This window comes from Aquidulcibacter paucihalophilus (assembly GCF_002105465.1).
GTDB classification, from domain to species: Bacteria; Pseudomonadota; Alphaproteobacteria; order Caulobacterales; family Aquidulcibacteraceae; genus Aquidulcibacter; species Aquidulcibacter paucihalophilus.
This window is the reverse complement of sequence record NZ_NCSQ01000012.1, coordinates 21,088-43,973: the sequence shown is the minus strand read 5'-3', so window position 1 is coordinate 43,973 and position 22,886 is coordinate 21,088. Positions and strand designations below refer to the sequence as shown.

The following is a 22,886-nucleotide window of genomic DNA, read 5'->3' as shown; positions in this document are numbered from 1 at the left end:
TCACAACCCCATTTCTGTGCCATAGGTGCTGACGGGGAACAACCTGTGGTTACCTGAAGAAAAAGCGGTAGAGGGCAGAAATTTGATTCGCTGCCCTTGTTTCGTGACTTGCCCACAGAACTTATTGTATAGATAAAATTTATTGAAAAAAGTTATTTAATCGATTTGCTTTTGCTGAAAACGCCCCTATATGGCCCTCATGCCGTTGCGATGATGAAACGGCCTTGGAGAAGAATAATGTTAACTGTTGGCGATACCCTCCCAGAATTCACCGTCACCGGCGTAAAGCCTGGCTTCAAAGCTCATGAAGAAAATGGCGAAAGCGCTTTCTTCGAAATCAACCAGAACAGCTTCGAAGGTAAGTGGAAGCTGATCTATTTTTATCCCAAGGATTTCACCTTCGTTTGCCCAACCGAAATCGTTGGTTTTGACAAATTGGTGGGCGAATTTGCCGACCGCGACTGTGTGGTGCTTGGCGGTTCGACCGACAATGAGTTCTGCAAACTGGCTTGGCGCCGTGAGCACCCAGATTTGGCCAACATGAAGCAATATGCATTTGCTGACACCAAGGGCACCTTGGTTGACGGCTTGGGCGTTCGTGAAAAGGACGCTGGCGTTGCTTTGCGCGCCACCTTCTTGGTCGACCCAAACAATGTCATCCAGCACGCTTCGGTCAATAATTTGAACGTCGGTCGCAACCCAGACGAAATCCTGCGCTTGCTCGACGGTTTCCAAACTGACGAATTGTGCCCCTGCAACCGCCCAGCCGGCGGCGCAGTGCTCTAATTCAGTTTTACGGCGCGTCGGATGGTGGGCTAGCCTGTCCATCTGACGCCCTTTTTGTATCTACCTCCCCGCAACTTGCTGCCCCAAGGATTGTTGCCATGACGCTCGAACACTTGCGCGAACTCATTCCCGACTATGCAAAAGACATCCGCTTGAACCTCGGTTCATTGACCAATGAAACAACCTTGACCGACCAGCAAAAGTGGGGGGCCTTTTTGGCTTCTGCGGTTGCGATTGGTCAGCCCCAAGTCGTCAAAGCGTTTGAAGCCGAAGCGGCTGCGCGCTTGACCCCTCAAGCAATGGATGCGGCGCGTGCGGCGGCCGCCATCATGGCGATGAACAATGTCTATTATCGCTCACTCCACTTGCTCTCCAATCACGAGTATCAAACCTTGCGGGCTGGTCTGCGCATGAATGTGCTCGCCAATCCAGGCGTTGAGAAAGTTGACTTTGAATTGTGGAGCCTCGCGGTTTCGGCCATCAATGGATGCGGCATGTGCCTCGACAGCCATGAAGTGGAATTGAAGAAGCACGCTGTTCCGGCCCTCAACATCCAAGCTGCTTTGCGCATTGCCTCGGTTGTCGCGGCAGCAAGTGCCGTTCTGCGCTCGATCCACTAAGCGCACGTCTCCACTTCTGTTTAAGGGCGCGCTGGCTTGAGGCTGGCGCGCCTTTTTTGCTCCTAAAAGTCGAAGCTGATCTGATCGCTTTTGGGCGTCGTCTTCTTGCGCGCTTTGGCTCTGGCTTCGCTGACTTGTTTAATGCCAGACTTGCGGCTGCCATGCTGTTCCTGGATGACATGGGCCAGTGCCCGGTGGCCATCGCCTTTGCGGACACGGTGGATTTCAGCCCGCGCAAACGCCCCTGCCGCAACATGGTCAACCAAGCGGGCAGGATAGGATGGTGGAAGGTCCTCGGCGGCTGCCTTCCAAGGTTCATGGATCAAAGCCGGTGGCAAATGGGCAAGCTCGGGCACCCAACGTCGTATGAAATTGCCATCTGGGTCCTGATCGAGCGATTGTTTGACGGGATTATAGATACGCGGTGTGTTGATGCCGGTGGTACCCGATTGCATTTGCGCTTGGCTATAATGAATGCCGGGTTCAAAATCAGTGAATTGTCGGGCTAGTAGCGTTGCCGGCAGCCGCCAGTCCAGCCACAGGTGGTAGCTCGCAAAGCTCATGACCATGGCGCGCATGCGAAAGTTCAGCCATCCGGTCGCGGCCAGCGACCGCATACAGGCATCGACAAAGGGAAAGCCCGTCCGCCCCTCAATCCACGCTTGGGCTAGGTCCGCCTCTCCCGGTCGCGTAGGCCGCAGGCCATCATAGGCGCAGTGCATATTGCGCAACTCGATCTCCGGTTCATCCTCGAGCTTTTGGATGAAGTGGCAGTGCCAATGCAGGCGCGCCAAAAAGGAGGAGAGGGAAGCCGCATAGACTTTGTCCCCGGTTGCCAAGTGGCGGGCCTGGGCGCGACTGGCAGCTTGATAGGCCTCCCGCATCGACAGCGTGCCAAAGGCTAAATGGGGCGAGAGGCGCGAGCAGGCTTCCGCGCCCTCTGCCGGGTTAGACATCGCCTTACGGTAGGTGCGCCCGCGCGCGGTCAGAAAGCTTTTCAAGAGCCCGATGGCCTCGCGACGTCCACCTTTTTGCCGCTGTGGGCATGGATCAGGGGCAATGCCCAAGTTCTCTGCCTCGGGGAAGGCTGCACTTTGATGGTCAAGCAGGTTTAGGGCGTCGGGTGCGTCCACGGGCGGTGCTGCCATCATGGCATCCCAGCGCTTAGCCCAACCAGTGCGCGTACTGGGGCCGCGCCACACGCCATGCTGGCGATGTTCGATCACAGAAACGCCGGCACGCTTCGCCCAAGCCCGCACCGCTTTATCGCGCTGATAGGTCCATAACACGCCTGTTTCCTCATGCGCATGAATGGCGGATATGCCATAAAGGCCATGCAAGCGGGCAAAGACCTCGCACGCCGCACCCACCTCCACAACCAGACCCGCCCCACGCGCCTGTAGCGCTTCATTCAAGTCTGCCAAGCATTCACCCAAAAAGGCAAAGTGACGGCCCGATAGCTCCGGCTGGGCCCAAAGCTCTGGTTCGACAATATAAAGCGGGAGGACGCGATTGCCGCTTTGGTGGGCAGTGCGCAAAGGCGCATGGTCGTGGACGCGCAAATCGCGCTTAAACCAGACGATATCGATCATATCCGACCCAAATCACGCACCAGATTGGGCAATTTCTCTTTCAGCTTAAAAAAGCCGCCCGTGGCCAAAGGCCAGGTCCGGCTATCCCAAGACCGGCGCAGCCGCACAAGTCTTATACCATGCTCTGCCAAAGCACGTTTTAGGTCGGCCAAATGCCAAGCAATCGGGCCCACCGGCGCATAGGGCGTCGCAATCTCTGTCACGCCCAAACCGACTGCCCACGTAAGCGCCTCTTCGAGGCTAGCCATAAGTGGGGCGGCGACATCAAACTTCGCCTCGAGGCGGGTGCACGCATCTTGCTCGGCCCGGTGCAGAAACTTATTCTTGGGCCCATCCACAGGGCCAATTTCAGGCGCGCGCAACAGCCCTGCCCCAACCACCTTGGCTGTCAGGGGTAAGGATTCTGGGTGCAGGTCGTCGCTGTGTAGCAACAGCCCAACCCGATCTTCAAACAGGACCTCGCCAACGGGCAGGGCACTTGGGCCTGTTTCCAAAAAGGGCTCGCTTAAGGGCACGGCTGTTTCGGCCAATTGACCCAGAGGGTTGAAGCGACCCAAGGTATGGGTCTCAATATTGCTGGCGCGCGCCACATAATGCTTGCCCTTTGTGTGCAAGCCCGCCACCCATCGCCACGACAACGTGTTGGAAGCGACATCGGCGTCCAGCAAATGCTTGAAAAAGAAGTCTGCCCCCAATTGCCAAGGCAAATCGAGGGTAAAGATCCAAATGCTGGCAAACCACATGCGGGCATGATTGTGCAGCCAGCCCAAAGTTGTCAGCTCACGCACCCAGGCGTCAAAGCAAGCAATGCCCGTCTCACCTACTTTGGCGCGCCGAAGCCGCTCGGCAAGGGCACCATCTTCTGCCACCACCTGTTTGAGGGCGAGGCGGTCTTGGTTAAAGCGCGTCAGCACCTGTGGCCGCATCTCCAGCCAGCCCTTCCAATAGCTGCGCCAATAGACTTCTTGGATGAATTTCTCCGCCTTCACAAAGCCATGCGTGGCCATCACGCGGGTCACGACTTCTTCTTCCGTGATCACACGGCGGGCCAGCCATGGCGACAAGGCTGAGACATTGGAGCGGTCATCTGGGCCCAAATCGGTGTTGCGCGTGCGGCTATAGGCCTGTCCGGCGGCTGGCAAAAACGCCTCCAGCCGCATCAACCCAGCCGCCCGTGTGCCTGTCCAATGAATTCGCCTTAAGGCTTGCGGTGCGGGGTCAAAGGGTAAAGACGACATGGGGTAAGATACGCAACAGGAGAAAGGATAGATCAGATCGCTTTCTTTGACAGATTGTTTATCCTAACCCAACTGTCGCGTCATGCGCCAAAAGGTCCATCGCGCTCGGTCCTTCTGCCGGATCTTACTTCCCACAATAATCGCTCTCGCTGGCATTGGCTTGAAATACTGGCTTCAAAATTTGGCGGACATCAGGTGGGTTCATGTTTAGCGCCACATCTAGGGCACGACCGGGCTCAAACAGCCCATTGTCGCCACACACTAAGACATCCGGCATAACTGGCCCACTTGTTCGTTGGCCAGAGACATCTAAGAATTCAGCCGAGGGCGAAGCAAACACAAGCTGGCTATTCTCGAGCCGAAAGAAGGCGATTTCACCAAGTTCGCTGGTGGAGCTCGAGGTCGGTGCCCCAATCAACTCGCCTAGTTTGAAAAACTGGATCGCGCGCGCAAGCTGTGTCGCCGACGAGCCCGTATTGTGATCTATCAAGATACGCACGCGATTGGAGGGTAAAATGGAAGTGACTTTGGGCAGTCCATTGCTTCCAAAAAGGCGCGTCTCACCCATCGGGATGGAATCTAGGGCAGCGACACCGTCTGCGCCTAAGATGGCTCGTCGCCAGGGTGCAAAGCGCAAAAGAGGGGGAACGAATTCGGCTAGGCCATCCTCATAAGCTTTGGACCTCTTCCAGCGCTTTCCCCCACTCATAGGGACATCTGTCCCTGTCAAAACTTTGAGTAATCCGACGGATAGGCGTCCAGCACCGCCACGATTGCCACGCAGATCGACGATGAGGCTCGTGACTTTGCCCTGGGCGATTCCCGCTTGGAGCTCAGACATCAACGCCTCCCACTCACCCACAAAACGCTGATCCAAAGTCTCGATGTCTAGCCGGGCGATAGTCTTCTCGATCAAGAGCGAAAAGGGCGCTTGACTGGTTTGGGTTTGGCTTGTTGGCTGGGACTGGCTTGCAAGCGGGTGTTCGCGCCGGGACATGGCCACCCCTTCGATCACTTCCTGTGACCCGTCGCGAAAGACAATGGTGAACGGCCCATCAATCCCCCAGAGCCACAACATTTCTGCGCCCCCTTCTCGGACACGCTGGGGAAGACGCAGCGGATTGAAGCGACCATAACTGCCCTTTACCCAATCGACGAAGTCGGTTGCGGCTCGACCATTAATGGTCTGCACTGGACGGTTGTCGATCAAGAGTGCGTCGTCAGGTGCGAGTGCGACCGACCTGTTGAGTCTGCGGCCGCCACGATCAGCATCCAAGTTCCAATTTTCAAACGGAAACAGCAGATAGATATGCGAAGAGCTGTAGCTGCCAGCAAGCTCCATCGTGATAGCCGCCATCTGTCGCCGCGATAGCGTTGCGGGAAGAGATGAGGCGGCTCGGCTTAGAAAGGCGTTCGTCTCGTCTTGAGCCGGGATTAAAGCTCCGTCCGGGACCATTGCTCGAATTGTTTGGTCGAGTGATCTCAGATCTTCCAGCGCTGCGCCGCGACTTATTTGTGCTTGAACAACCTTTGTGGGGGCGTCCAATAAGATCGGTCCACGGGGTGCCTTTGCCATAGCCACCCCGGCTACAGCCCACACACTCAAGCCAATGACGGCAATCCTTATACCCCTAATCATTGAAGTCTCCGAACTCGATCATGCGCTCAGGTAGCGGTGACCAGCCGGATTGGTCTTGTAAAAAACGACATTGGAGCTGCCGCGATCACGATCATGCTTGGGCGTGGCACCGCTCCACAAGCGATAGGCCGAAGTAAAGTGGGCCTGATCATAAAAGCCATGCTCCAAGGCGATCTCAACCAAAGATTTGGCGCTGTTAAGTACGTCACCGCGTGCCGCCTGTAAGCGGCGCAATTGCATTGCCGCAGCTCGTGTGAGGCCAGTTTGGGCGCGGGCAATTCTTTGCTTTTGCCGCAGGGATAACTCGCGATTGAAGGCCGCGTCATGTTCTGCGCTTGGTACTTGTCGTGCAAACACCTCCGCGGCATGGCTATCTGAAATCAAGACCAGCTTCTGGGCGATTTTAGACAAAGGGAGGTCAATGCGGTCTAGGCTTTGGGGTGATAAAGACACCACGGCCACTGGTCCGTTGGCCCTGATCTGGCAGGTTGCCGCAAACCGATGTGGCCCTGCGATCACGGGCCCAGTTATGGCGGCTTCGCCCGGTCGCTGGAACGAGGCGGTTACACCTGATAAAGGGATGAATGCTTGAACCCCACCTTGTGCGACAACAGAAAAAACGGGTCCCGAAACTGCTGATCGATCCGGTCTCAAAACCAAATAGCTTGCCATATCTGTCAGCAAAGCCCCTGAAATTTTGGTCCATTAGACCTGTTTCCATAAAGTAGATGAGGGCATTGCCAGAATGTCAACTCCCTGCTGAGCTCGCAGCCCGAGACGGCCTCTGACTTGCAAGGATGTTGGCTTGAAAAGCGGCACTTTAAGGATAAATCGCGGTAGTGGCCTGACCACGCCCAAGAACGGACCTGAACATGAAAGAATTCATCCTGCTGATGCATGCCGATGCGACCGCGAGTGAGCGGGAAGCCGATTGGGAGGGCTATATTGGTCGCTTAATGGAAGAAGGCATATTGCAAGGCGGCAGTTCGATCGGCGAGGGGCAAGCCTTCCGTAAACAAGGGGGCCCCGCCGCCCGAACCCACCCGCTTGCAGGCTATCTCAGAATCAAAGCCAGAGACTTTGAGGCCGCCAGCGCCTGCCTTTCGGGTAATCCAACCTATGAGGCGGGCGGCACAGTCGAGATTCGGGAATTGGTGGTTTCTTAGAGAAACTGGTGCGTTTCTGTAACTGCAGTGATTACCTTAAAGTGATAGCTGTTGAAAAGTAATTGACCGCTCTTCTCCTTATGGTAGTGCGGAATTATGACTTTTTTTACGAAATTGATTCCGACCCTCTCGATTTTTTCGAGCCTTTTAATCCCCGCAGCCGCTTTTGCGACTGAGCCTGTCTCCCAAGCACCAGCGCCTTTGGGCCAACCCGCTGCCTCTCCTGTCGCCAGCGTGGCCTCCATTCCCGCTGGCACGTCCATGGATATTGAAATCACCGATATGCTGTCGACCAAGACCAGTAAAGTCGGCGATAAATTCGCGCTCAAGCTTGCCCAGCCCCTTAAAATTGGCGACACGATTGTCATTCCAGCAGGCACTACGGGCATGGGTGAAGTCATTGATGTTGGTAAGCCCGGCATTGGCGGCAAACCCGGTAAGCTGGTGATTGCCGGGCGCTATTTGACTTTCAATGGAGCCAATATCGCCATTCGCGGCCTGCAGTTACGCCCTCTTGGGGGTGAAGACCGCAGCAATGTCGTCATGGCTACCAGCTTTGTCCCTTATGTGGGCATGGCCAGCTTTCTAATCACAGGTGGGCATGTCGAGATACCGGCTGGTTCTTGGGCCATCGCCAAACTTACAGCGCCATTTGTACCGCCGGTGGCAGCCCCCGCACCCTGAGTGAGCCGAAATCATCGTCAGATATAAACGTCTTTTTCCTCATCATAGCTCTTGGAGATTTTTGCTATGAAATCTGTAGATACGACTAAGCCTCTTTTTGACATGCGGGGCCTCGTCGCCACCGTCAGTTTAATGGCCTTCTCCATGTCTGGTTCGTCCGCCTTTGCGCAAGCCGCCACGGCGACACCGCCTGCTGAACCTGCCCCAGCTGCTGCTCCACCAGTTTCAGAAGCCCCGCCCGCACCTCCGGCGGCAGAGCCTGCACCGACGCCACCAGCTGAAGCCGCGCCTGCACCTGCACCAGAAGCGCCTGCGCAGCCCGTCGTTGCCTTCCCAGGGCCAAACCCAATCATGGCCCCCCCTGAGGGCAAGGGCCAAGTCGTGTTCTTCCGGCAGTCAAAATTGACCGGCGCGGCCCTTAGCTTCTCGATCCGCGAAGGCGATACAGGCATCGGTAAGTTGCAAAACGGCAGCTATTTTGTGCATGTGGTCGATCCAGGCCCGCGCGAATTCAACATCCAATCGGAAGTCACAGACACGCTGCGCCTAGAGATCGAGCCCGGCGAGACCTATTTTGTGGTTCAGTCCATCACCATGGGCATTATGATTGGCCGTCCAATCTTGACGCCATCGGATGCGCAAACCTTCCAAAACAAGAAGATGAAAGTCACGACGGCTGTCGCGACTGACCGCAAGCCGCGCAAGTAATCTTTTGAGGTGCCGATCTAAGGCGACGTGAACGCAGGGCGCATTCCAGAACCGGGATGCGCCCTTTGCTTTTGGCGGGCGCTGCTCCCGCATATAGGCCTTCCAGATGGAAGACCCTTCTCAAAGACGCCCTCCCGCACCGTGTTTTCCGGCCCCTAAAACCTGTGCCGTTAAGTCCAAGGAGGCTCCGCTCTTCGCAGCGCTGCGGCGGGCATGACATGGTTTTGATGGTTTTTGTCTGCTAGCGTTTTGGCACCCCTGCTGGTTCCCCAACCGGTGGCTTTAGGTAGAAGACAAAGCGGTCTTGATGAAGAAAACACTGTCATTGGACAGCAGTATCAACCCTATCCTAGGATTTACGTGATAACAGAGGCGTGAAATTCAGAGCGCGATGTGCCCTGAAACACGGAGCCCGAATTGAAGATAACCACCATCTCTGCTGACGCTCTGACCGACGGCCAGATCGCGCGGTGGGCGGACCTGCAAAAGCAGACGCAGGAATTCGGGTCGCCCTTGGTCGGGCCCTATTTTGCACACTTGGTTCAGAAGCATCGTGGCGATGTGCATGTGGCGATTGCCTCACAAGATGGCCGCGACGTGGCGTTTTTTGCATTCCATCGCGCCAGTCATGGCTATGTGCGCCCCGTTGGCGCGCCTTTTTCGGATTATCAAGCCGTCGTCAGCGAGCCGGGCGTTGCGCTTGATGGCACCGCATTTTTGGCCGAAGCGGGCATCGCGCGCATGGCTGTATCGGGTTTGATGGACCCGCATGGATTGTTTGCCGGTTCTGTCCTTGAGCCGGTTCTGGGCTATCGCATCCGAATACATGATGGTGGCGCGGCTAAAATGGAGCGCCTGCGCCAAGCCAATCCCAAATGGGCGAAGAATTTGCGTCGCTTGGCCAATAAAATGGACCGCGAATTGGGGCCGATCCGGTTTGTCACGGGCGATCAGAACCCCGATGCACTTGAGGCGGTTTTGCAGCTCAAAGTCGATCAATATCGTGAGTCAGGCCTTACCGACGTCCTGCGCCCTGTTTGGGTAAAGGCGATGATGAACGATCTGTTTAGCCGCACAGATCCCGCCTTTGGTGGTTGTTTGATGACGCTTTATGCCGGGGATTACATGGTCTCTGGGCAATTTGGCGTACGCCAAGGTGGCTGGTTCCACCCGTGGATTGCCTCTTCATGTCCCAAGGCGCACCCCTATTCGCCGGGCATTGTGTTTCTAGGCCAGATGATCCGCTTTGCCGAGAATATTGGCATTGACACCATTGATTTGGCCCAAGGGCATAGCAATTACAAATCGCAGTTTTCGCGTAACCCGGTGACGGTTCAGGCCGGCCAAATCGGGCGGCGCGCCATTCCGGCTTCTGCTATGGGGCAAGGCCCAATCGGCATGATCCAAAAGCGCCTGGACTTGATCGCCAGTGTCGAGCCAGACTTGGCAGGGCGTTTGCATGCAGGCTGGGCTGCCGTAGCCTCTGCCCCGCGTCGCCTCATGGCGCGGGGCAAGGCGCAACAACCAGATAGAGTGTCCTCGGATGACTAAACCAGCTTCGAATATTTCTTGGCCAAATGATGTGTCTCAACGCTTTGGGCGTGAGACCCTTGTGGTACAGCATGAGTTGCACACCCGACCCATGTTTTCCGATGCCGGTCTTGCAAAGTTATTGGATACCTATCCGCGCGAGAAGCTGGGTGTGTTCACCATGGGCCATGACCCGGTGGACTGGCAGTCTTGGCGGGTTGGCAAGGCTGGTGACATGAGTGGCGCAGAGTTGCTGCAGGCCGTGGAAGATGGCCGGATTTGGCTGAATTTGCGTGCCGCCAATGCGCATCTGCCTGAATATGCTGCTTTATGTGACGAGATTTTCCGCGACAAAGAGGCCAATGTGGCCGGCCTGAAGACCATGAAGCGCGACCTTGGCGTCTTGATCTCCTCACCCAATGCGCAGGTCTTTTATCATCTCGACTCCCCGCTTGTTTCGCTCTGGCAAATTCGCGGCACCAAGCAAGTGCGCGTCTATCCGCCAAAAGCCCCCTATGCACGGCCTGAACAGATTGAAGCCGTCGTGTTGCGTGAAACCGATGAGCAAATCCCATTTGATTTGGCTTGGGACCAAGATGCCCAAGATGTGACGCTGGAACCGGGTATGATGGTGACGTGGCCGCAAAACGCCCCCCATCGCATCGTCAATGGGCCGATGGTCAATGTCTCGCTATCGGTCGAATTCATGACCCCAGCAGCCTTGCTGCGAGCGAACGTCATTTATGCCAATGGGGTGCTGCGCCGCAGACTTCAGATGAAGCCGGAGATTCAAGCAGGTCTTGATCCCCGAGCACTGGGTAAGCTTGCTCTGGCCCGGGCCTTTAAGGCCATCCAGATTCAAAAGGCCCATGAGCATAAATTGACGCCCAGTTTTGACTTGCGCGAAGCGATCCCCGGTGTGCGCGAAAAGGCCGATGCTTAGCTTAGTTTAGCTGGCGGTTAAGAAGCGGTACGCCCCCTCAAACTCGCGCGCCCAAAAGCCTTCAGAATGGGTGCCATCTTCGACAATGCGCGAGCGTATGTCCCGCTCCGGCCGATAGCCGACGGCGACCAAGGCTTCGACCATGGCAGGTTGATCCTTGGCGAAAATGCCCTTGGGTTCATCGCCCACCTTTTCATCGCGACCGCTCACCAGAAATACACGCGCGCCGGGTCGATAGGGCTTTTTGGTCCGAGCTAATTGATCCAAACGAGGCTCAAGCCATAAAGGTGTCGAGAAAGCCCCCACGCGGCCAAACACATCCGGCCGCATGATGCCGGCATAGAGCGAAACGGTCGCGCCAGAGCTTGATCCCATGATGAGGGTTGATGCGGGCCCCGCTAATGTGCGGAAGCGGCGGTCCATGATCGGCTTTAACGTGTCGATCAAAAAGCGAAGATAGGCATCGGCCTGACCGGGCAAGCCCGACCAAGGCAGACGGGGATGATATTCTGCCGTGCGGTTCCTGCCGCCATTGTCGATCCCCACCACGATTGCGCCTGGATCACCAGAGGCCGCCAGTCGATTGAGGGTTTCGTCTACCTGCCACTCGCCAGCATAAGAGGTTGCGCGATCAAACAGATTTTGCCCGTCCTGCATATAAATCACGCGATAGCGACGACGGGAGGCCTGATAATCGGGCGGCAGATAGATCCAGATGCGCCGTGTCCGCCCTAAACTGGGCATCGCCATCGCTTCGTCGAGGATGGTTACATTGCCGCTTCGGGTCGTTTCGGCTCCTTGGCTCTGTGCAATCGATGGCACTGCGAGGCAAGCTGCAAGGCTGTTTCCAATCATATGTCGTCGACACAGATGATCAACGTAAGTTGATCCAATCAGCCTCTGTTTCATTTGGTAGATCACCATTCCTGTGCTAGTTACTCGCCTGATCGACGAAACTGGTACTGCCGTCGCATGGTCCTTTTTGCCCGCTTTTGCAACAAGTCCATGCGTGCTTCCATTGTTCTAAGACGCCGAATGCTGTGCCGGATAACGCACGGTCACTATGGCTGTAAGCATGCGAAGCGGCCAAACTATGAGAAAGGGTCCCACAATGGCGACCGGAGTTGTTAAGTGGTTCAACGCAACCAAGGGCTATGGCTTTATTCAACCTGATGCAGGCGGCGGCGACGTGTTCGTGCACATCAGCGCGGTTGAGCAATCTGGCTTGAACGGCCTCAATGACGGCCAAAAAGTCAGCTATGAGCTGAAGACTGAGCGTGGTAAGACCGCTGCGACTGAATTGCAATTGATCTAATCGATTTGCATTGTCACATTTTAGGGGCAGGGACTTGAGTCTCTGCCCTTTTTGCTGGCTGAAGCTTAGTCCTCGCCCACCCGGCCTCGCAGCTTTTTGACCGTGCTGCGAATGGCCTTGCCTTCTAGACGTTTCTCGCGCGCCGCACGGCTTGGCCGGGTCTTTTTGCGGGGCGGGGGAGGTGGCACACTGGCGCGATTAATCAGGCTTTGCAGCCGTTCGCGCGCATCTTGGCGGTTGCGCTCTTGGGTGCGAAAAGTCTGGGCCAAGAGTATGATGACCCCATCCTTGGTTGCCCGTGATCCTGCAAGCTGGATCAGGCGGTCGCGCACCTCTTCTGGGAAAGACAAGCTCGCCGCCGCATCAAAGCGCAATTCAACGGCCGTGGAAACCTTATTGACATTTTGGCCGCCGGGGCCAGAAGCGCGCACAAAGCTCTCGCTGATTTCGTCCTCATCAAAGGGATAAAGCGTCGGTGGGGTCATCGGCAGACCCTAGACCCACGCATAATTGAAACTGATCGACACCCGCTTAGACTTCGCCCGATTAAGCACCACTTCGTGGCGCAACCAACTCTCCCACAAAATCACTTCGCCAATTTGCGGGGTCAGAAACACAAAGGGTTGTAAGTCTTGGGCCGCTTCGGGCAAGCGGGTTGGGGCGGCCATCATCATCGCAAGACGTGGGTCTTCGAGCTTGAGAGCTGACGCCCCATCTGGCAGCGTGACATAGAAGGTCCCTGATATGACGCTGTGGGGGTGGATATGGCCGGTATGGACCCCGCCCGGTGGCAGTACATTGACCCAGAGGCTATCAAGCTTCACCTTGCCACCGGCCAAATCAAAGCCAACCTCCTTCGCAAAGGCCGCAGCATGCTTGTCGAGCAGACGCTTGAGCTCGCCAAAGGCACTGATCCGGGTCGGCAAATCATGGAGCGAGGCATAGGAGGTATAGCCCTTATAGCCGTTCTCGCGACACCAACGCCGCCCGGCTGCATCCTCTTGCTCCAGCATATCGCAAGCTTCAGCCAAGTCTTGCCGCAACCCGTCTGGCGCGCCCCCCCCTAGGGGTGCACGATATAGTCGCGTGGCGAAAAGAGAGAGGGTCTGAGCCATGGCTGCTCTTAGCCTGAACAGGCTAGGAAGGGAAGTTTGCAGGAGGACAGTTACGCCGACAGCACCCAAGCTAATCTTTGATTAGCCCAAGGCACTGATTTGTTTCTCGGCTTGACCGATGGATGCAATCGGGCAGCTTACGCCGCACTAAATGGAGTAGCTGGGCAATTCTGGCTGTACCTGCCTGACGCCGAAATCAAGGCGTAGGACACCAATCCGCCAAGGCCACCTACTGCGGCAAGGCCAATCCGTGTGCACGTCGGCGGGCAGGTCGAAGGGTGGTTCTCCAGCTTTGAGAAAGCGGATATTTGGGCAAGCGGCCGTTTGCCTTCTAACCCGAATTTGGTTCGCGTCGTGTGTGCAAAACCCCCATTTTCGCCCCTTTGGCTTGCGGGGTAAGCGCCAGATTTTTCCTACGTCAAGCTGGCGCAGAAGCGTTGGATGCGGCGGCAGGCTTCTTCCAAGGTCTCGGTCGCGGTAGCGTAAGAGATACGGAAAGCGGGGCTGCCGCCAAAGGCTGCGCCATGCACGACGGCTACACCTTCAGCTTCGAGAAGTTCGCGCGCGAAATCCTCATCATTTCCAATCACCGCACCAGACGCCGTGGCCTTGCCAATCAGGCCAGCGCAAGATGGATAGACATAAAAGGCACCTTCAGGCTTAGGGCAAGAAAGGCCCGCGGCTTGGTTTAGCATGGAGACAACCAGATCGCGGCGATCTTGAAAGACTTTGTTGCGGGTTGGCAAAAAGTCTTGCGGGCCATTGAGGGCTTCGACAGCGGCATATTGGCTGATGGAGGTGGGGTTAGAAGTCGATTGGCTCATGATCCCTGCCATGCCTTTGATCAGCCATACAGGTCCTGCCGCATAGCCAATGCGCCAGCCCGTCATCGCATAGGCTTTGGAGACCCCATTCATCGTCAAAGTGCGGTCATAAAGCGCCGGTTCAACCGCGGCGATGGTGGCAAATTCAAACCCGTCATAGAGCAAATGCTCATACATATCGTCGGTCAGGATCATCACATGGGGGTGGCGTAACAACACGTCTGCCAAAGCGCGCAAATGGGCTGCGCTATAGGCAGCACCGGTTGGGTTGGACGGCGAATTGAGGATCAACCATTTGGTTGACGGCGTGATGGCGGCTTCGAGCTTTTCCGCTGACAGGCGGAAGCCTTCCTCGGCGGTGGCTTCCACGATCACGGGCGTCGCACCCGTCAGGTGGACAATGTCAGGATAGCTCACCCAATAAGGGGCAGGCACAATGACTTCATCGCCGGGGTTCAAAGTGGCCATGAAGGCGTTATAGATGATCGGCTTGCCGCCTGGGGCAACGCTGACTTGCTCTGGCGTGTAGGTCAGATTGTTTTCCCGCTTGAACTTGGCGCAAATGGCCGCCTTCAGCTCAGGTATGCCGTCAACATTGGTATATTTCGTTTTGCCCGCGCGGATCGCGGCAATGGCAGCTTCCTTGATATTGTCCGGCGTATCAAAATCGGGCTCACCAGCCCCTAGGCCAATCGTATCGCGCCCTGCCGCTTTCAATTCGCGCTCCTTTTGGGTCACCGCCATAGTGGGCGATGGCTTGATGCGGGTAAGGGCGGCAGACTTAAACGGGGTCATTGGGAAACATCCTGTGGATGGGCAGAAAGGCAGGCCTCTTTTACGGCGCTCTCCCGTGCGTGCAAGGGCAAGCGATGCGTCTTTTCAGCATGAGCGGTCTGCAGCGCGGGCCAGCCGGTCGGCAATCGCCTCGCCAAGGCCTGTCTTGGGGACGGGGGCGATCACAATGGCTGCGGGGCTTAGGGCGTCGGCGGCGCGCAGCATGGCAAACAAGTTCGCCGCCGCTTCGGTAAGTTCTCCGGTAGGCGACAGGTTGAAGGCTGCCCCTTCATAGCCCGAACCAAAGCCGATCATGACCTCGCCCGGTTGAGCGCTGGTTGCATTCAAGCGAACCGGTGCCTGTGGCGCATAGTGACGCAAGATCATGCCGGGGGAGGCGGGGGCCGCTTTGGCTGAAGCGTCAGCGGTCAGAAGTGGGCCTACAACCGCTTCTAACGCTTCCCGCGTCAGACCGCCCAGACGCAACAGAGTTGCTTGATCTCCCGATACCGCCACGACTGCGCTTTCAAGCCCCACGGCACTGGGCCCGCCATCCAGCACCAAAGCCAGCTTATCGCCAAATTCCGCGCGCACATGATCGGCAGTTGTGGGAGAGGGCCTGCCAGAAATATTGGCCGAAGGGGCAGCCACAGGCTTACCAAAGGCGCGCAGGACCTCTTGCATCAAAGGATGCGATGGCACCCGCAGGGCAAGGGTATCAAGGCCCGCACATGCCAGATCGCACACCGCACAATCACGCTGTCTCGGCACCACAAGGCTCAAAGGTCCGGGCCAAAAAGCATGCGCCATCTTTCGGGCAAGCGGGGAAAAAACCCCCAGCGCTTCTGCCGCTTCAAGGCTTGCCACATGGGAGATCAGTGGATTGAAATGCGGGCGACCCTTGGCAGCGTAAATCTTGGCCACGGCTTCAGGCTGGGTAGCGTCGGCGCCTAGTCCATAGACGGTCTCGGTTGGTAGGCCCACCAAATCACCGCGCGCGAGGGCGGCGGCGGCTGAAGCTGCGGGTTCCAAAGGCGTCTGTTCCATGGCCTGTCCTGTGACAGCTTGAGCTCAAAAGTCAAAAAGCCGACGCAGCGCCAATTTATCGTTCACGAAAAGGTAACGCTCACATCAATTTGATTAAACCGACCTTGTGACACCTGTCTGCCGCCGACATATGCAGCCCGACAGCACTGAATGGAGGTCGTCATCATGAAAAGTATCGCTTACCTAGCCGCCTTAACATCCGTCGCCGTGTTGGCCGCTGCAGCGCCTGCGCAGGCCCGCGATGGTAAAATGAAGTGCGCTGCTGCGACCCCAGCCCAAGTTGAGGGTCTGTTCTCGCAATTCAACGCGGCCTGGGCAACCAAAGACCCAGCCAAAGTGACCCCCTTGTTCGCCAAGGACGCTGTCTTGTTGGCAACCGTCTCCAACACCCCACGCACCACGCCAGAAGCAATCAACGATTATTTCGTTGGTTTCTTGAAGAACAGCCCAGTCGGCACCATCCAGACCAGCACCGTGCAAGTTGGCTGTAACATTGCAACCCGTTTGGGCACTTGGGATGTGGCGTTGACGAACCCAGAAACCAAAGCCGTGACCGTGGTGAAGGCACGCTATTCCTTCATTTACAAGATTGAAAACGGTGCGTGGAAAATCTACCACTTGCATTCGTCAATGATGCCAGAGCCAACCAAGTAAGTTTGGCTTGGTGGGTCAACAAGGTGAGGCTGGAGCTCTCGGGCTCCAGCCTTTTTTCTTGGCTATTTCCGTGTAGCGCGCACAGCGACATTGACGACTGTTTCGCGCGCAACCCATTCAGCACTCGCATCAGACTCAAGGCCCAGTTTCAACGCCATACGGTCTAGTTTGACCTGGCCAGACATGGTGGCGACATTGCCTGAAATCGCGACGGTAAAGGGTAAGGGAACCCGGTAATTCATACCTTTGACGGTTAAGATGCCATCGGCAACATACCGGCCTGGCCCCACAGAGCGGATCGATTGGGTGACATAGCGGGCGGTGGGGAATTTGCGCGCGTCAAACCAATCCGCCGTAGCCAGATTATCATCGGGCTCTTTCACGCCGGTCAAAGCGCTGCCCGTCATGATCGTGATTACGGCTTGGCTGCCGGCCAAATTAGTGGGATCAAACTTAATGTCGCCCGACCACTGACGGAAGGTACCATTGACGGCATTGCCGGCCCATTTGGTGGAAAAGGCAATGCGGCTCTGGCGGGGATCAATCGTCCAACCGGCTGCTGCCGCTGCTTTGCTGGCGGGTGCCTTCTTGGCTGGTTGCGCGTCGGCGAAACTAAGGGGCACACTTAAGGCTGCGAGCGCCACACTGGCGACCGTGAGAACCTTTAACATGGGTTTGTTCCTTGCTTATTTCGGCCGCATAAAGGGGAGCATGCGGGCCATCACATCATCTTCATTGATAAACATATGTTTGAGTGCGGCACCCACATGGATGACAAACAGAACAATCACCCCCCACGCAGCCACACTATGGCCCGCTTTGGCCATTTCGTTCAGTTCCTTGCGGAAAGGCAGATCCGCTAAAGGCAAGCGGGGCCACTCAAACAAGCCCCACCAATGGGTCGCGATATTGTAAGGTGAGGTGGAGATAATCACCCACCCACCCAAAGGAATGCCAATCATTAAGGCATAAAGGGCGATGTGGGTGAACTTGGCGGCGGCGACTTCCCACCCCTTCATACCTTCCGGCAGAGGGGGTGGGGGATTGGCAAGCCGCCAAAACAGACGAAATAGCGAGAGCAAGAGAATGGTCAGACCTGCACTCTTATGTACTTGGAAAGCCTCAAACTTTTCAGGGCCTTTGAGGTCTTCCATCGCCCAGCCACCCAAGATTTGCACCAGGATTGCCGCAGCGATCACCCAGTGCAACACGATGGCCACAATTGTGTAGGATTGGCTTTCTTTAGCCCCTGACCAAGTCTCGCCCGCCATGATTTAGTCCTTCTTCAGAAACTCAGCTTCGATGATCAGATCTACTTGATCACCAATTCCAAAATTAATCCAGTTGTTCATGCCCCATTCGGAACGTTTAATAGAGCCAGTCGCAGAGAAGCCCACATTTTGAACACCGCGGAAGGGGCTCTTGCGGCCGGTGTTGTATTTCACGTTCAAAGTAACTGGCTTGGTTACGCCAGCAACAGTCAAATCGCCGGTCATCGTGCCCGTGGTGGCAGAGGTGGCGGTCAGCTTGGTGGATTTGAAGGTGATGGTGGGGTTTGTCTCGGCCTTGAAGACTTGCTTGGCGATTTCCGCGTCAAACTTGGGTAGACCCGTATTCACCGAGGTCGCATCAATCGTAATGTCAGCGCTCGATGCAGTTGGGTTTTGTGGGTTGAAGTTAATGGTACCCGAAATCTTGTCAAAGCGGGCCGTATAGGTCGACAGGCCGCTGTGATCGAGGCGCCAGTGGACCGACGTATGGGTGGGTTCAACTTCATAAATGCCAGCAGGCTGTGCCGCGAGATTGGCAGCTCTTGCTGCGTCTGGGGCTGGTGTCGCAGCAGTCGCCGTCATGGCGGCGAAGGCGAGCAAAGTGGCAGGGGCGGCGAGTGCGAGAATAAACGTGCGACGCATGTCAAATGTCCTTTTAGCTGATTGTCTTGGTCAGCTTGCATCATGGCAAACCGTCTGACACTGCGTTAGATAGTGCGTATCGGCAGTCTTGCCGAGTGGCAAAACCCAAAATATCTGAAACAGTCCGTTGCTTGGATTGATGAAGTTCGTCACTGAGTAGCTAACAACCGCCTCTGGGAAAACGTTCCATGACCTATACTGCCCCCGTTCGCGACATCCGCTTTTCGCTGGAAGAGATTGCTGGGCTTTCGGCCTTGCGCGAACAGGGCATGTTTGTAGAGGCGAGCTCGGATCTGGTTGAGCAAATCTTGGTAGAGGCGGGCAAGCTTGCCAGCGATGTTTTGGCCCCACTCAATGCGCCCGGGGATCGGGCGGGCACCCAGCTTCAGGCCGATGGGACGGTGGTTTCACCAGAAGGTTTTGCCGAAGCCTATCAGCAATTTGTTGAAGGTGCCTGGCTGTCGGTGCCGTTTGATCCGGCGATTGGTGGAATGGGCCTGCCCAAAGGCGTGGCTTTGGCCGTGCATGAAATGGTGCATGCCGCGAATATGAGTTTTGGGCTTTGCCCGATGCTGACTTTGGGGGCGGTCGAAGCGCTGTCGGCCCACGGCACCGCCGAACAGCAGGCGCTTTATCTGCCCAAGCTGGTTACTGGCCAATGGTCTGGCACGATGAATTTGACCGAGCCGCAAGCAGGCTCTGATGTTGGGGCGCTGACCAGCCGCGCTGTGCCGCAGGAGGATGGCACGTATAAGATTTTCGGCCAGAAGATTTACATCACTTGGGGTGAGCATGAGATGGCCGAGAATATCGTCCATCTGGTTCTGGCGCGCCTGCCCGATGCGCCCGCGGGCGTAAAGGGCATTTCGCTTTTCCTCGTGCCGAAATTTATCCCCGATTCAGACGGCAATCCCGGTATCCAGAATGATGTGCGCTGTATCGGGCTTGAGCACAAAATGGGTATTCATGCCTCTCCTACCTGCACCATGTCCTATGGGGATCAGGGTGGGGCAATCGGGTGGATCATCGGAGAGCCCAATAAGGGCTTGAGCTATATGTTCACCATGATGAATTCGGCGCGCCTCAATGTGGGCTTACAAGGCGTCGCGATCGCCGATGCCGCGTTCCAAAAGGCCTATGCGTATGCGATGGACCGCAAACAAGGTCGTGCGGAGGGTTGGACCGAGGCGGGGCCCAGCCCGATCTTCCACCATGCCGATGTTCGCCGCATGTTGATGACGATGAAGGCGAAAGTCTCTGCCGCCCGCTCTATCTGCCACATGACGGCTTTGGCCGCAGATGTTTCCCAACTGGGGCCAACCCCCGAAGCGCGGAAACTTGCCAAAGCTCGTGAGGAATTATTGACCCCCATCGCCAAAGGCTGGTCCACCGATATGGGGGTGGAAGTGGCTTCCTTGGGTGTGCAAATTCATGGCGGCATGGGCTTTGTCGAAGAAGGCGGTGCCGCCCAATTTTACCGTGATGCCCGGATTGCTGCGATTTATGAGGGCACTAATGGCATCCAAGCCATTGATTTGGTTAGCCGTAAGCTGACGATGGATGGCGGCGCACCCATTGCCGCTTTGATCGAAGAAATGCGCGCGACGGCCCTGGCTTGCGAGCAAGCCGGCAATGAGCAAGTTAAATGGATTGGCAAGCGGTTGAGCGAAGCCGTCGATATTTTCTCTGATGCCGCCAATTGGCTGATCCGCGCCCAATCTGGCAATGCTAAGCGCGATGCTTTGGCCGGGGCAACGCCCTTCTTGAAACTTGCTGGCGACGTTACCGGTGGCTGGACATTGGCAAAAGGCGCGCTGGCGGCTCTTGGCCACCTTAAGGCCAAGTCAGGCGATGCAGCCTATATGACAGCGCGCATCTCGCTTGCAGGCTTTTTTGCCGAAAACGTGCTGGCGCAAGTGCCGGGCCTCTTGGCTTCGGTCACCGCAGGATCGGACGTTTTGTTTGAACCCGAAATGGATGCTTTGGCCGGCTGATTAGGCTGCAGCCTTTGCCCCAAGCTTGCTGGGGTCTTGTACATAGAGACCGCGGCTGCCGGCCACTGGCTTAAAGCTATCGGTGACACCTAGAACGGTTTCTGCCGCGCCAAGCAGCAGATAGCCCGGGCCTTCGACCTGTTGGGCCATGCGTTCGAGCACCATTTTCTTGGTTGGCATGTCGAAGTAAATCAATACGTTACGGCAAAAAATCACATCGAATTTGCCAAGGGCCCGGAAGTCGTCGAGCAAATTCATCGTCCGGTAGCGGATATTGGTTTTCAGCCGGTCATCGATCTTCCACGCATCGCCTTCCTTCTTGAAATGCTTCAAAAGCATTTGCACGGGCAGGCCGCGTTGGACTTCGAACTGGGTGTACATGCCGGCTTTGGCCTTCTCCAAGCAGCGCTCAGAAATGTCGGTGCCGAGGATCTCCAACTTACAGCCACCCAGTTTCGGGCCCATAGCTTCTGCGATCATCGCCAAGGAATAGGGTTCTTGACCGGTAGAAGCCGCCGCACACCACACTTTGATCGTGCCGCCCCGCTTGCGGGCGACTAATTCTGGCAGGATCGACTGCTCGAAAATGTCAAACGGAGTCTTATCGCGGAAGAAGAAGGTTTCGTTCGTGGTCATGGCGTCGACCACTGCATCAATAAGCTTCGCATCACGACGGACGCGGATGGCGCTGATCAGATCATCGATCGAAGCAAAGCCGTCTTTGCGTGCAATTGGGGCCAGACGGCTTTCAACCAAATAGGTCTTATCGGCTGACAGGACTAAGCCTGAACGTTCCCGCACCATGGTCGAAACAAACTCAAAATCGGCGGGCTTCATACACTTACTCCACGCATAACGTTCAAGATCGCCGGAGCAATCTGTTGAATTGGCTTACAGGCTGTAGCAAGGCCTGCGCGGGCGATGGCACCGGGCATACCCCAGACTACGCTGGTTTCTTCATCTTGGGCGATCAGTTGCGCCCCTTTGCTGACCAAAGGCTTGGCCCCAAGCAGGCCATCCTGACCCATGCCAGTTAGAACAACGGCCAAAGCTTTTTCGCCATAGGTCTCTGCCGCCGACCGGAACATGGGATCGACTGCCGGGCGGCAGAAGTTTTCGGGCGGGGCGTCGCTCAAGCTAATGCGGGTGACAGTCAGGTTACGGCTGATGATCATGTGGCGATCACCGGGTGCAATGTAGAAGACGCCGGGCTGGGCTTGCAGGCCATCCGTTGCTTCCACAACCGTCGCTTTGGTCTGCTTGGTCAAATGGTCAGCCAGAATCTTGGTGAACATCGGCGGCATATGCTGGGTAATGAAGACCGGCACGCGGACTTTGCCGACCAAACCTTCAATCACTTCCCGCAGTGCTTCTGGGCCGCCTGTGGATGAGCCGATAAAGATGGCTTCCGGGATAACTTTTTGTGTCACCGCGCGCAGCGTGGGGCCGGCAGGTGCGGGAGGGCGTCCCGCAGAGGAACTTGCTGCCGCAGCGCCATAGGCGGGGCTAGGGTTGGCAGCGGAGACCGCCCGCGCACCCAGACTGCGAACCTTTGCCAAAAGCTCCCGCTTATAGTCGGCCGCGCCTGCCAATTGGCTCGCATCGGGTTTGGGAATATAGTCAGATGCCCCTGCAGCCAAGGCTTTGATGGTCACTTCCGCGCCGCGCTGGGTCAGGGTAGACGCCATAATCACACGGGCATTTGGCGCGACTCTGCGGATGGCTGGCAGGGCCGTAACCCCGTCCATCACCGGCATTTCGATGTCGAGAATGATCAGGTCAGGCTTGTGCTTCTCGGCGTGATCAACGCCATCCTTGCCATTAACAGCGGCACCAACAACCTCAATATCAGCCTCCCCCGACAGCCAGCGGGTCACAAGTCCGCGGATCACCGCGGAATCGTCAACAACCAGCACCCGGATTTTGCGGGCGGGGGCTTGGCCAGTTAGGGGGTGGGCGGAGGACAGGCTCATACGGGCGCGACCAAACCGACTTCAGCAAATTTGGACTGCACAATCTCGCTGTCAAACGGCTTCATAATGTACTCGTTTGCGCCCGACTCAATGGCTTGGGCGATGGCGCTAATGTCATTTTCGGTGGTGCAAAAGACCACAACTGGCCGGTCACCACCTGGGTCCGCACGCAGATGACGCAGGAAGTCAATGCCGTTCATGACGGGCATATTCCAGTCGAGCAAAATCGCGTCAGGCATCGAACTGCGGCAGAAGGACAAAGCTTCTGATCCGTCGCCCGCTTCTTCGACGCGGAACGACAAGTCTTCTAGAATACGGCGCGCGACTTTGCGGATTACGCGGCTATCATCGACAACAAGGCAGGTCTTCAT

At 56.6% G+C, this 22,886-nt stretch carries 25 protein-coding genes; 10 read left to right on the top strand and 15 right to left on the bottom strand.

All coding sequences use genetic code 11. The features are described 5' to 3' along the window. Positions 1-237 precede the first annotated feature (237 nt). Together B7364_RS00655 and B7364_RS00650 are read left to right on the top strand one after the other, a co-directional pair. Positions 238-786, top strand: a complete 549-nt coding sequence (locus tag B7364_RS00655; protein ID WP_085338010.1) for a peroxiredoxin — start codon at positions 238-240, stop codon at positions 784-786. Positions 787-884: 98 nt separating this feature from the next. Continuing rightward, on the top strand, positions 885-1,406 hold the full coding sequence (locus tag B7364_RS00650; protein WP_085338009.1) for a carboxymuconolactone decarboxylase family protein: 522 nt from the start codon (positions 885-887) through the stop codon (positions 1,404-1,406). A 62-nt stretch (positions 1,407-1,468) separates the two neighbouring features. Here B7364_RS00650 and B7364_RS00645 read toward each other — a convergent pair whose 3' ends face one another. The 4 genes from B7364_RS00645 to B7364_RS00630 form a co-directional block, all read right to left on the bottom strand. Beyond that, positions 1,469-2,998, bottom strand: coding sequence for an FAD-binding domain-containing protein (locus B7364_RS00645; RefSeq protein WP_085338008.1), 1,530 nt, complete (start codon positions 2,996-2,998; stop codon positions 1,469-1,471). Continuing rightward, complete coding sequence (locus B7364_RS00640) at positions 2,995-4,236, bottom strand: FAD-binding domain-containing protein (protein ID WP_085338007.1); 1,242 nt, start codon at positions 4,234-4,236, stop codon at positions 2,995-2,997. The genes B7364_RS00645 and B7364_RS00640 overlap by 4 nt, the downstream gene beginning before the upstream one ends. Before the next feature lie 124 nt (positions 4,237-4,360). Then, the gene (locus B7364_RS00635; protein WP_085338006.1) at positions 4,361-5,875 is read right to left on the bottom strand and encodes a S41 family peptidase; all 1,515 of its coding nucleotides are present in this window, start codon (positions 5,873-5,875) and stop codon (positions 4,361-4,363) included. Between the two features lie 18 nt (positions 5,876-5,893). Beyond that, entirely contained in the window at positions 5,894-6,547 is a 654-nt protein-coding gene (locus tag B7364_RS00630; RefSeq protein WP_085338005.1) for a helix-turn-helix domain-containing protein, read from the bottom strand. Positions 6,548-6,747: 200 nt separating this feature from the next. Between B7364_RS00630 and B7364_RS00625 the strand changes: the two genes are divergently transcribed. The 5 genes from B7364_RS00625 (at position 6,748) to B7364_RS00600 (ending at position 10,906) form a co-directional block, all read left to right on the top strand. After that, complete coding sequence (locus B7364_RS00625) at positions 6,748-7,041, top strand: YciI family protein (protein ID WP_085338004.1); 294 nt, start codon at positions 6,748-6,750, stop codon at positions 7,039-7,041. A gap of 96 nt (positions 7,042-7,137) precedes the next feature. Further along, positions 7,138-7,725, top strand: a complete 588-nt coding sequence (locus B7364_RS00615; RefSeq protein WP_157893388.1) for a hypothetical protein — start codon at positions 7,138-7,140, stop codon at positions 7,723-7,725. A 66-nt stretch (positions 7,726-7,791) separates the two neighbouring features. Next, positions 7,792-8,433 (top strand): DUF2846 domain-containing protein, encoded by a 642-nt coding sequence (locus B7364_RS00610; protein ID WP_085338001.1) that lies wholly within the window; start codon positions 7,792-7,794, stop codon positions 8,431-8,433. 417 nt (positions 8,434-8,850) lie between these two features. Further along, positions 8,851-9,984 (top strand): GNAT family N-acetyltransferase, encoded by a 1,134-nt coding sequence (locus B7364_RS00605; RefSeq protein WP_085338000.1) that lies wholly within the window; start codon positions 8,851-8,853, stop codon positions 9,982-9,984. Next, positions 9,977-10,906, top strand: coding sequence for a hypothetical protein (locus B7364_RS00600; RefSeq protein WP_085337999.1), 930 nt, complete (start codon positions 9,977-9,979; stop codon positions 10,904-10,906). The genes B7364_RS00605 and B7364_RS00600 overlap by 8 nt, the downstream gene beginning before the upstream one ends. Before the next feature lie 6 nt (positions 10,907-10,912). Here the strand turns inward: B7364_RS00600 and B7364_RS00595 are convergent, their stop codons facing one another. Next, positions 10,913-11,761 carry an alpha/beta hydrolase gene (locus tag B7364_RS00595; RefSeq protein ID WP_157893387.1) on the bottom strand — a complete coding sequence of 283 codons (849 nt, stop codon included), beginning with the start codon at positions 11,759-11,761 and terminating at the stop codon, positions 10,913-10,915. A gap of 256 nt (positions 11,762-12,017) precedes the next feature. On the opposite strand from B7364_RS00595, the gene B7364_RS00590 reads away from it, so the two are divergent. Continuing rightward, a complete protein-coding gene (locus tag B7364_RS00590) occupies positions 12,018-12,221 on the top strand; it encodes a cold-shock protein (RefSeq protein WP_085337997.1) in 204 nt (67 codons plus the stop codon). A gap of 65 nt (positions 12,222-12,286) precedes the next feature. On the opposite strand, the gene arfB is transcribed toward B7364_RS00590, so the two are convergent. The 4 genes from arfB to B7364_RS00570 all read right to left on the bottom strand — a co-directional run bounded on the left by arfB (position 12,287) and on the right by B7364_RS00570 (position 15,981). Further along, positions 12,287-12,706 (bottom strand): alternative ribosome rescue aminoacyl-tRNA hydrolase ArfB, encoded by a 420-nt coding sequence (gene arfB, locus B7364_RS00585; protein ID WP_085337996.1) that lies wholly within the window; start codon positions 12,704-12,706, stop codon positions 12,287-12,289. Between the two features lie 9 nt (positions 12,707-12,715). Beyond that, positions 12,716-13,336, bottom strand: coding sequence for a TIGR02466 family protein (locus B7364_RS00580; RefSeq protein WP_085337995.1), 621 nt, complete (start codon positions 13,334-13,336; stop codon positions 12,716-12,718). A gap of 413 nt (positions 13,337-13,749) precedes the next feature. After that, positions 13,750-14,955 (bottom strand): pyridoxal phosphate-dependent aminotransferase, encoded by a 1,206-nt coding sequence (locus tag B7364_RS00575; protein WP_085337994.1) that lies wholly within the window; start codon positions 14,953-14,955, stop codon positions 13,750-13,752. A gap of 84 nt (positions 14,956-15,039) precedes the next feature. Beyond that, positions 15,040-15,981 (bottom strand): L-threonylcarbamoyladenylate synthase, encoded by a 942-nt coding sequence (locus tag B7364_RS00570; RefSeq protein ID WP_085337993.1) that lies wholly within the window; start codon positions 15,979-15,981, stop codon positions 15,040-15,042. 165 nt (positions 15,982-16,146) lie between these two features. Here B7364_RS00570 and B7364_RS00565 point away from each other — a divergent pair, with 165 nt between their 5' ends. Next, positions 16,147-16,635, top strand: a complete 489-nt coding sequence (locus tag B7364_RS00565) for an SgcJ/EcaC family oxidoreductase (RefSeq protein ID WP_198533983.1) — start codon at positions 16,147-16,149, stop codon at positions 16,633-16,635. 62 nt (positions 16,636-16,697) lie between these two features. On the opposite strand, the gene B7364_RS00560 is transcribed toward B7364_RS00565, so the two are convergent. The 3 genes from B7364_RS00560 to B7364_RS00550 are packed head-to-tail and all read right to left on the bottom strand — an operon-like array spanning position 16,698 to position 18,548. Further along, positions 16,698-17,306, bottom strand: coding sequence for a YceI family protein (locus B7364_RS00560; RefSeq protein ID WP_085337992.1), 609 nt, complete (start codon positions 17,304-17,306; stop codon positions 16,698-16,700). A gap of 15 nt (positions 17,307-17,321) precedes the next feature. Continuing rightward, positions 17,322-17,906 carry a cytochrome b gene (locus B7364_RS00555; RefSeq protein ID WP_085337991.1) on the bottom strand — a complete coding sequence of 195 codons (585 nt, stop codon included), beginning with the start codon at positions 17,904-17,906 and terminating at the stop codon, positions 17,322-17,324. 3 nt (positions 17,907-17,909) lie between these two features. Beyond that, positions 17,910-18,548, bottom strand: coding sequence for a YceI family protein (locus B7364_RS00550; RefSeq protein ID WP_085337990.1), 639 nt, complete (start codon positions 18,546-18,548; stop codon positions 17,910-17,912). 188 nt (positions 18,549-18,736) lie between these two features. Between B7364_RS00550 and B7364_RS00545 the strand changes: the two genes are divergently transcribed. Further along, the gene (locus B7364_RS00545) at positions 18,737-20,542 is read left to right on the top strand and encodes an acyl-CoA dehydrogenase (protein ID WP_085337989.1); all 1,806 of its coding nucleotides are present in this window, start codon (positions 18,737-18,739) and stop codon (positions 20,540-20,542) included. Here the strand turns inward: B7364_RS00545 and B7364_RS00540 are convergent, their stop codons facing one another. Genes B7364_RS00540 through B7364_RS00530 form a run of 3 tightly spaced genes read right to left on the bottom strand, consistent with a single transcriptional unit; the run spans position 20,543 to position 22,886 of the window. Further along, positions 20,543-21,379 carry a CheR family methyltransferase gene (locus B7364_RS00540; protein WP_085337988.1) on the bottom strand — a complete coding sequence of 279 codons (837 nt, stop codon included), beginning with the start codon at positions 21,377-21,379 and terminating at the stop codon, positions 20,543-20,545. Further along, positions 21,376-22,515, bottom strand: a complete 1,140-nt coding sequence (locus tag B7364_RS00535; RefSeq protein ID WP_085337987.1) for a protein-glutamate methylesterase/protein-glutamine glutaminase — start codon at positions 22,513-22,515, stop codon at positions 21,376-21,378. Before B7364_RS00535 ends, B7364_RS00540 begins: the two co-directional genes overlap by 4 nt. Further along, positions 22,512-22,886, bottom strand: coding sequence for a response regulator (locus B7364_RS00530; RefSeq protein ID WP_085338012.1), 375 nt, complete (start codon positions 22,884-22,886; stop codon positions 22,512-22,514). The genes B7364_RS00535 and B7364_RS00530 overlap by 4 nt, the downstream gene beginning before the upstream one ends.

What these genes read in the sequence shown, in the direction of transcription:
- B7364_RS00655 (WP_085338010.1), top strand. Translation starts at nt 238, where the DNA reads ATGTTAACTGTTGGCGATACCCTCCCAGAATTCACCGTCACCGGCGTA.
- B7364_RS00650 (WP_085338009.1), top strand. Translation starts at nt 885, where the DNA reads ATGACGCTCGAACACTTGCGCGAACTCATTCCCGACTATGCAAAAGAC.
- B7364_RS00645 (WP_085338008.1), bottom strand. Translation starts at nt 2,998, where the DNA reads ATGATCGATATCGTCTGGTTTAAGCGCGATTTGCGCGTCCACGACCAT.
- B7364_RS00640 (WP_085338007.1), bottom strand. Translation starts at nt 4,236, where the DNA reads ATGTCGTCTTTACCCTTTGACCCCGCACCGCAAGCCTTAAGGCGAATT.
- B7364_RS00635 (WP_085338006.1), bottom strand. Translation starts at nt 5,875, where the DNA reads ATGATTAGGGGTATAAGGATTGCCGTCATTGGCTTGAGTGTGTGGGCT.
- B7364_RS00630 (WP_085338005.1), bottom strand. Translation starts at nt 6,547, where the DNA reads ATGGCAAGCTATTTGGTTTTGAGACCGGATCGATCAGCAGTTTCGGGA.
- B7364_RS00625 (WP_085338004.1), top strand. Translation starts at nt 6,748, where the DNA reads ATGAAAGAATTCATCCTGCTGATGCATGCCGATGCGACCGCGAGTGAG.
- B7364_RS00615 (WP_157893388.1), top strand. Translation starts at nt 7,138, where the DNA reads ATGACTTTTTTTACGAAATTGATTCCGACCCTCTCGATTTTTTCGAGC.
- B7364_RS00610 (WP_085338001.1), top strand. Translation starts at nt 7,792, where the DNA reads ATGAAATCTGTAGATACGACTAAGCCTCTTTTTGACATGCGGGGCCTC.
- B7364_RS00600 (WP_085337999.1), top strand. Translation starts at nt 9,977, where the DNA reads ATGACTAAACCAGCTTCGAATATTTCTTGGCCAAATGATGTGTCTCAA.
- B7364_RS00595 (WP_157893387.1), bottom strand. Translation starts at nt 11,761, where the DNA reads ATGATTGGAAACAGCCTTGCAGCTTGCCTCGCAGTGCCATCGATTGCA.
- B7364_RS00590 (WP_085337997.1), top strand. Translation starts at nt 12,018, where the DNA reads ATGGCGACCGGAGTTGTTAAGTGGTTCAACGCAACCAAGGGCTATGGC.
- arfB (WP_085337996.1), bottom strand. Translation starts at nt 12,706, where the DNA reads ATGACCCCACCGACGCTTTATCCCTTTGATGAGGACGAAATCAGCGAG.
- B7364_RS00580 (WP_085337995.1), bottom strand. Translation starts at nt 13,336, where the DNA reads ATGGCTCAGACCCTCTCTCTTTTCGCCACGCGACTATATCGTGCACCC.
- B7364_RS00575 (WP_085337994.1), bottom strand. Translation starts at nt 14,955, where the DNA reads ATGACCCCGTTTAAGTCTGCCGCCCTTACCCGCATCAAGCCATCGCCC.
- B7364_RS00570 (WP_085337993.1), bottom strand. Translation starts at nt 15,981, where the DNA reads ATGGAACAGACGCCTTTGGAACCCGCAGCTTCAGCCGCCGCCGCCCTC.
- B7364_RS00565 (WP_198533983.1), top strand. Translation starts at nt 16,147, where the DNA reads ATGAAAAGTATCGCTTACCTAGCCGCCTTAACATCCGTCGCCGTGTTG.
- B7364_RS00560 (WP_085337992.1), bottom strand. Translation starts at nt 17,306, where the DNA reads ATGTTAAAGGTTCTCACGGTCGCCAGTGTGGCGCTCGCAGCCTTAAGT.
- B7364_RS00555 (WP_085337991.1), bottom strand. Translation starts at nt 17,906, where the DNA reads ATGGCGGGCGAGACTTGGTCAGGGGCTAAAGAAAGCCAATCCTACACA.
- B7364_RS00550 (WP_085337990.1), bottom strand. Translation starts at nt 18,548, where the DNA reads ATGCGTCGCACGTTTATTCTCGCACTCGCCGCCCCTGCCACTTTGCTC.
- B7364_RS00545 (WP_085337989.1), top strand. Translation starts at nt 18,737, where the DNA reads ATGACCTATACTGCCCCCGTTCGCGACATCCGCTTTTCGCTGGAAGAG.
- B7364_RS00540 (WP_085337988.1), bottom strand. Translation starts at nt 21,379, where the DNA reads ATGAAGCCCGCCGATTTTGAGTTTGTTTCGACCATGGTGCGGGAACGT.
- B7364_RS00535 (WP_085337987.1), bottom strand. Translation starts at nt 22,515, where the DNA reads ATGAGCCTGTCCTCCGCCCACCCCCTAACTGGCCAAGCCCCCGCCCGC.
- B7364_RS00530 (WP_085338012.1), bottom strand. Translation starts at nt 22,886, where the DNA reads ATGAAGACCTGCCTTGTTGTCGATGATAGCCGCGTAATCCGCAAAGTC.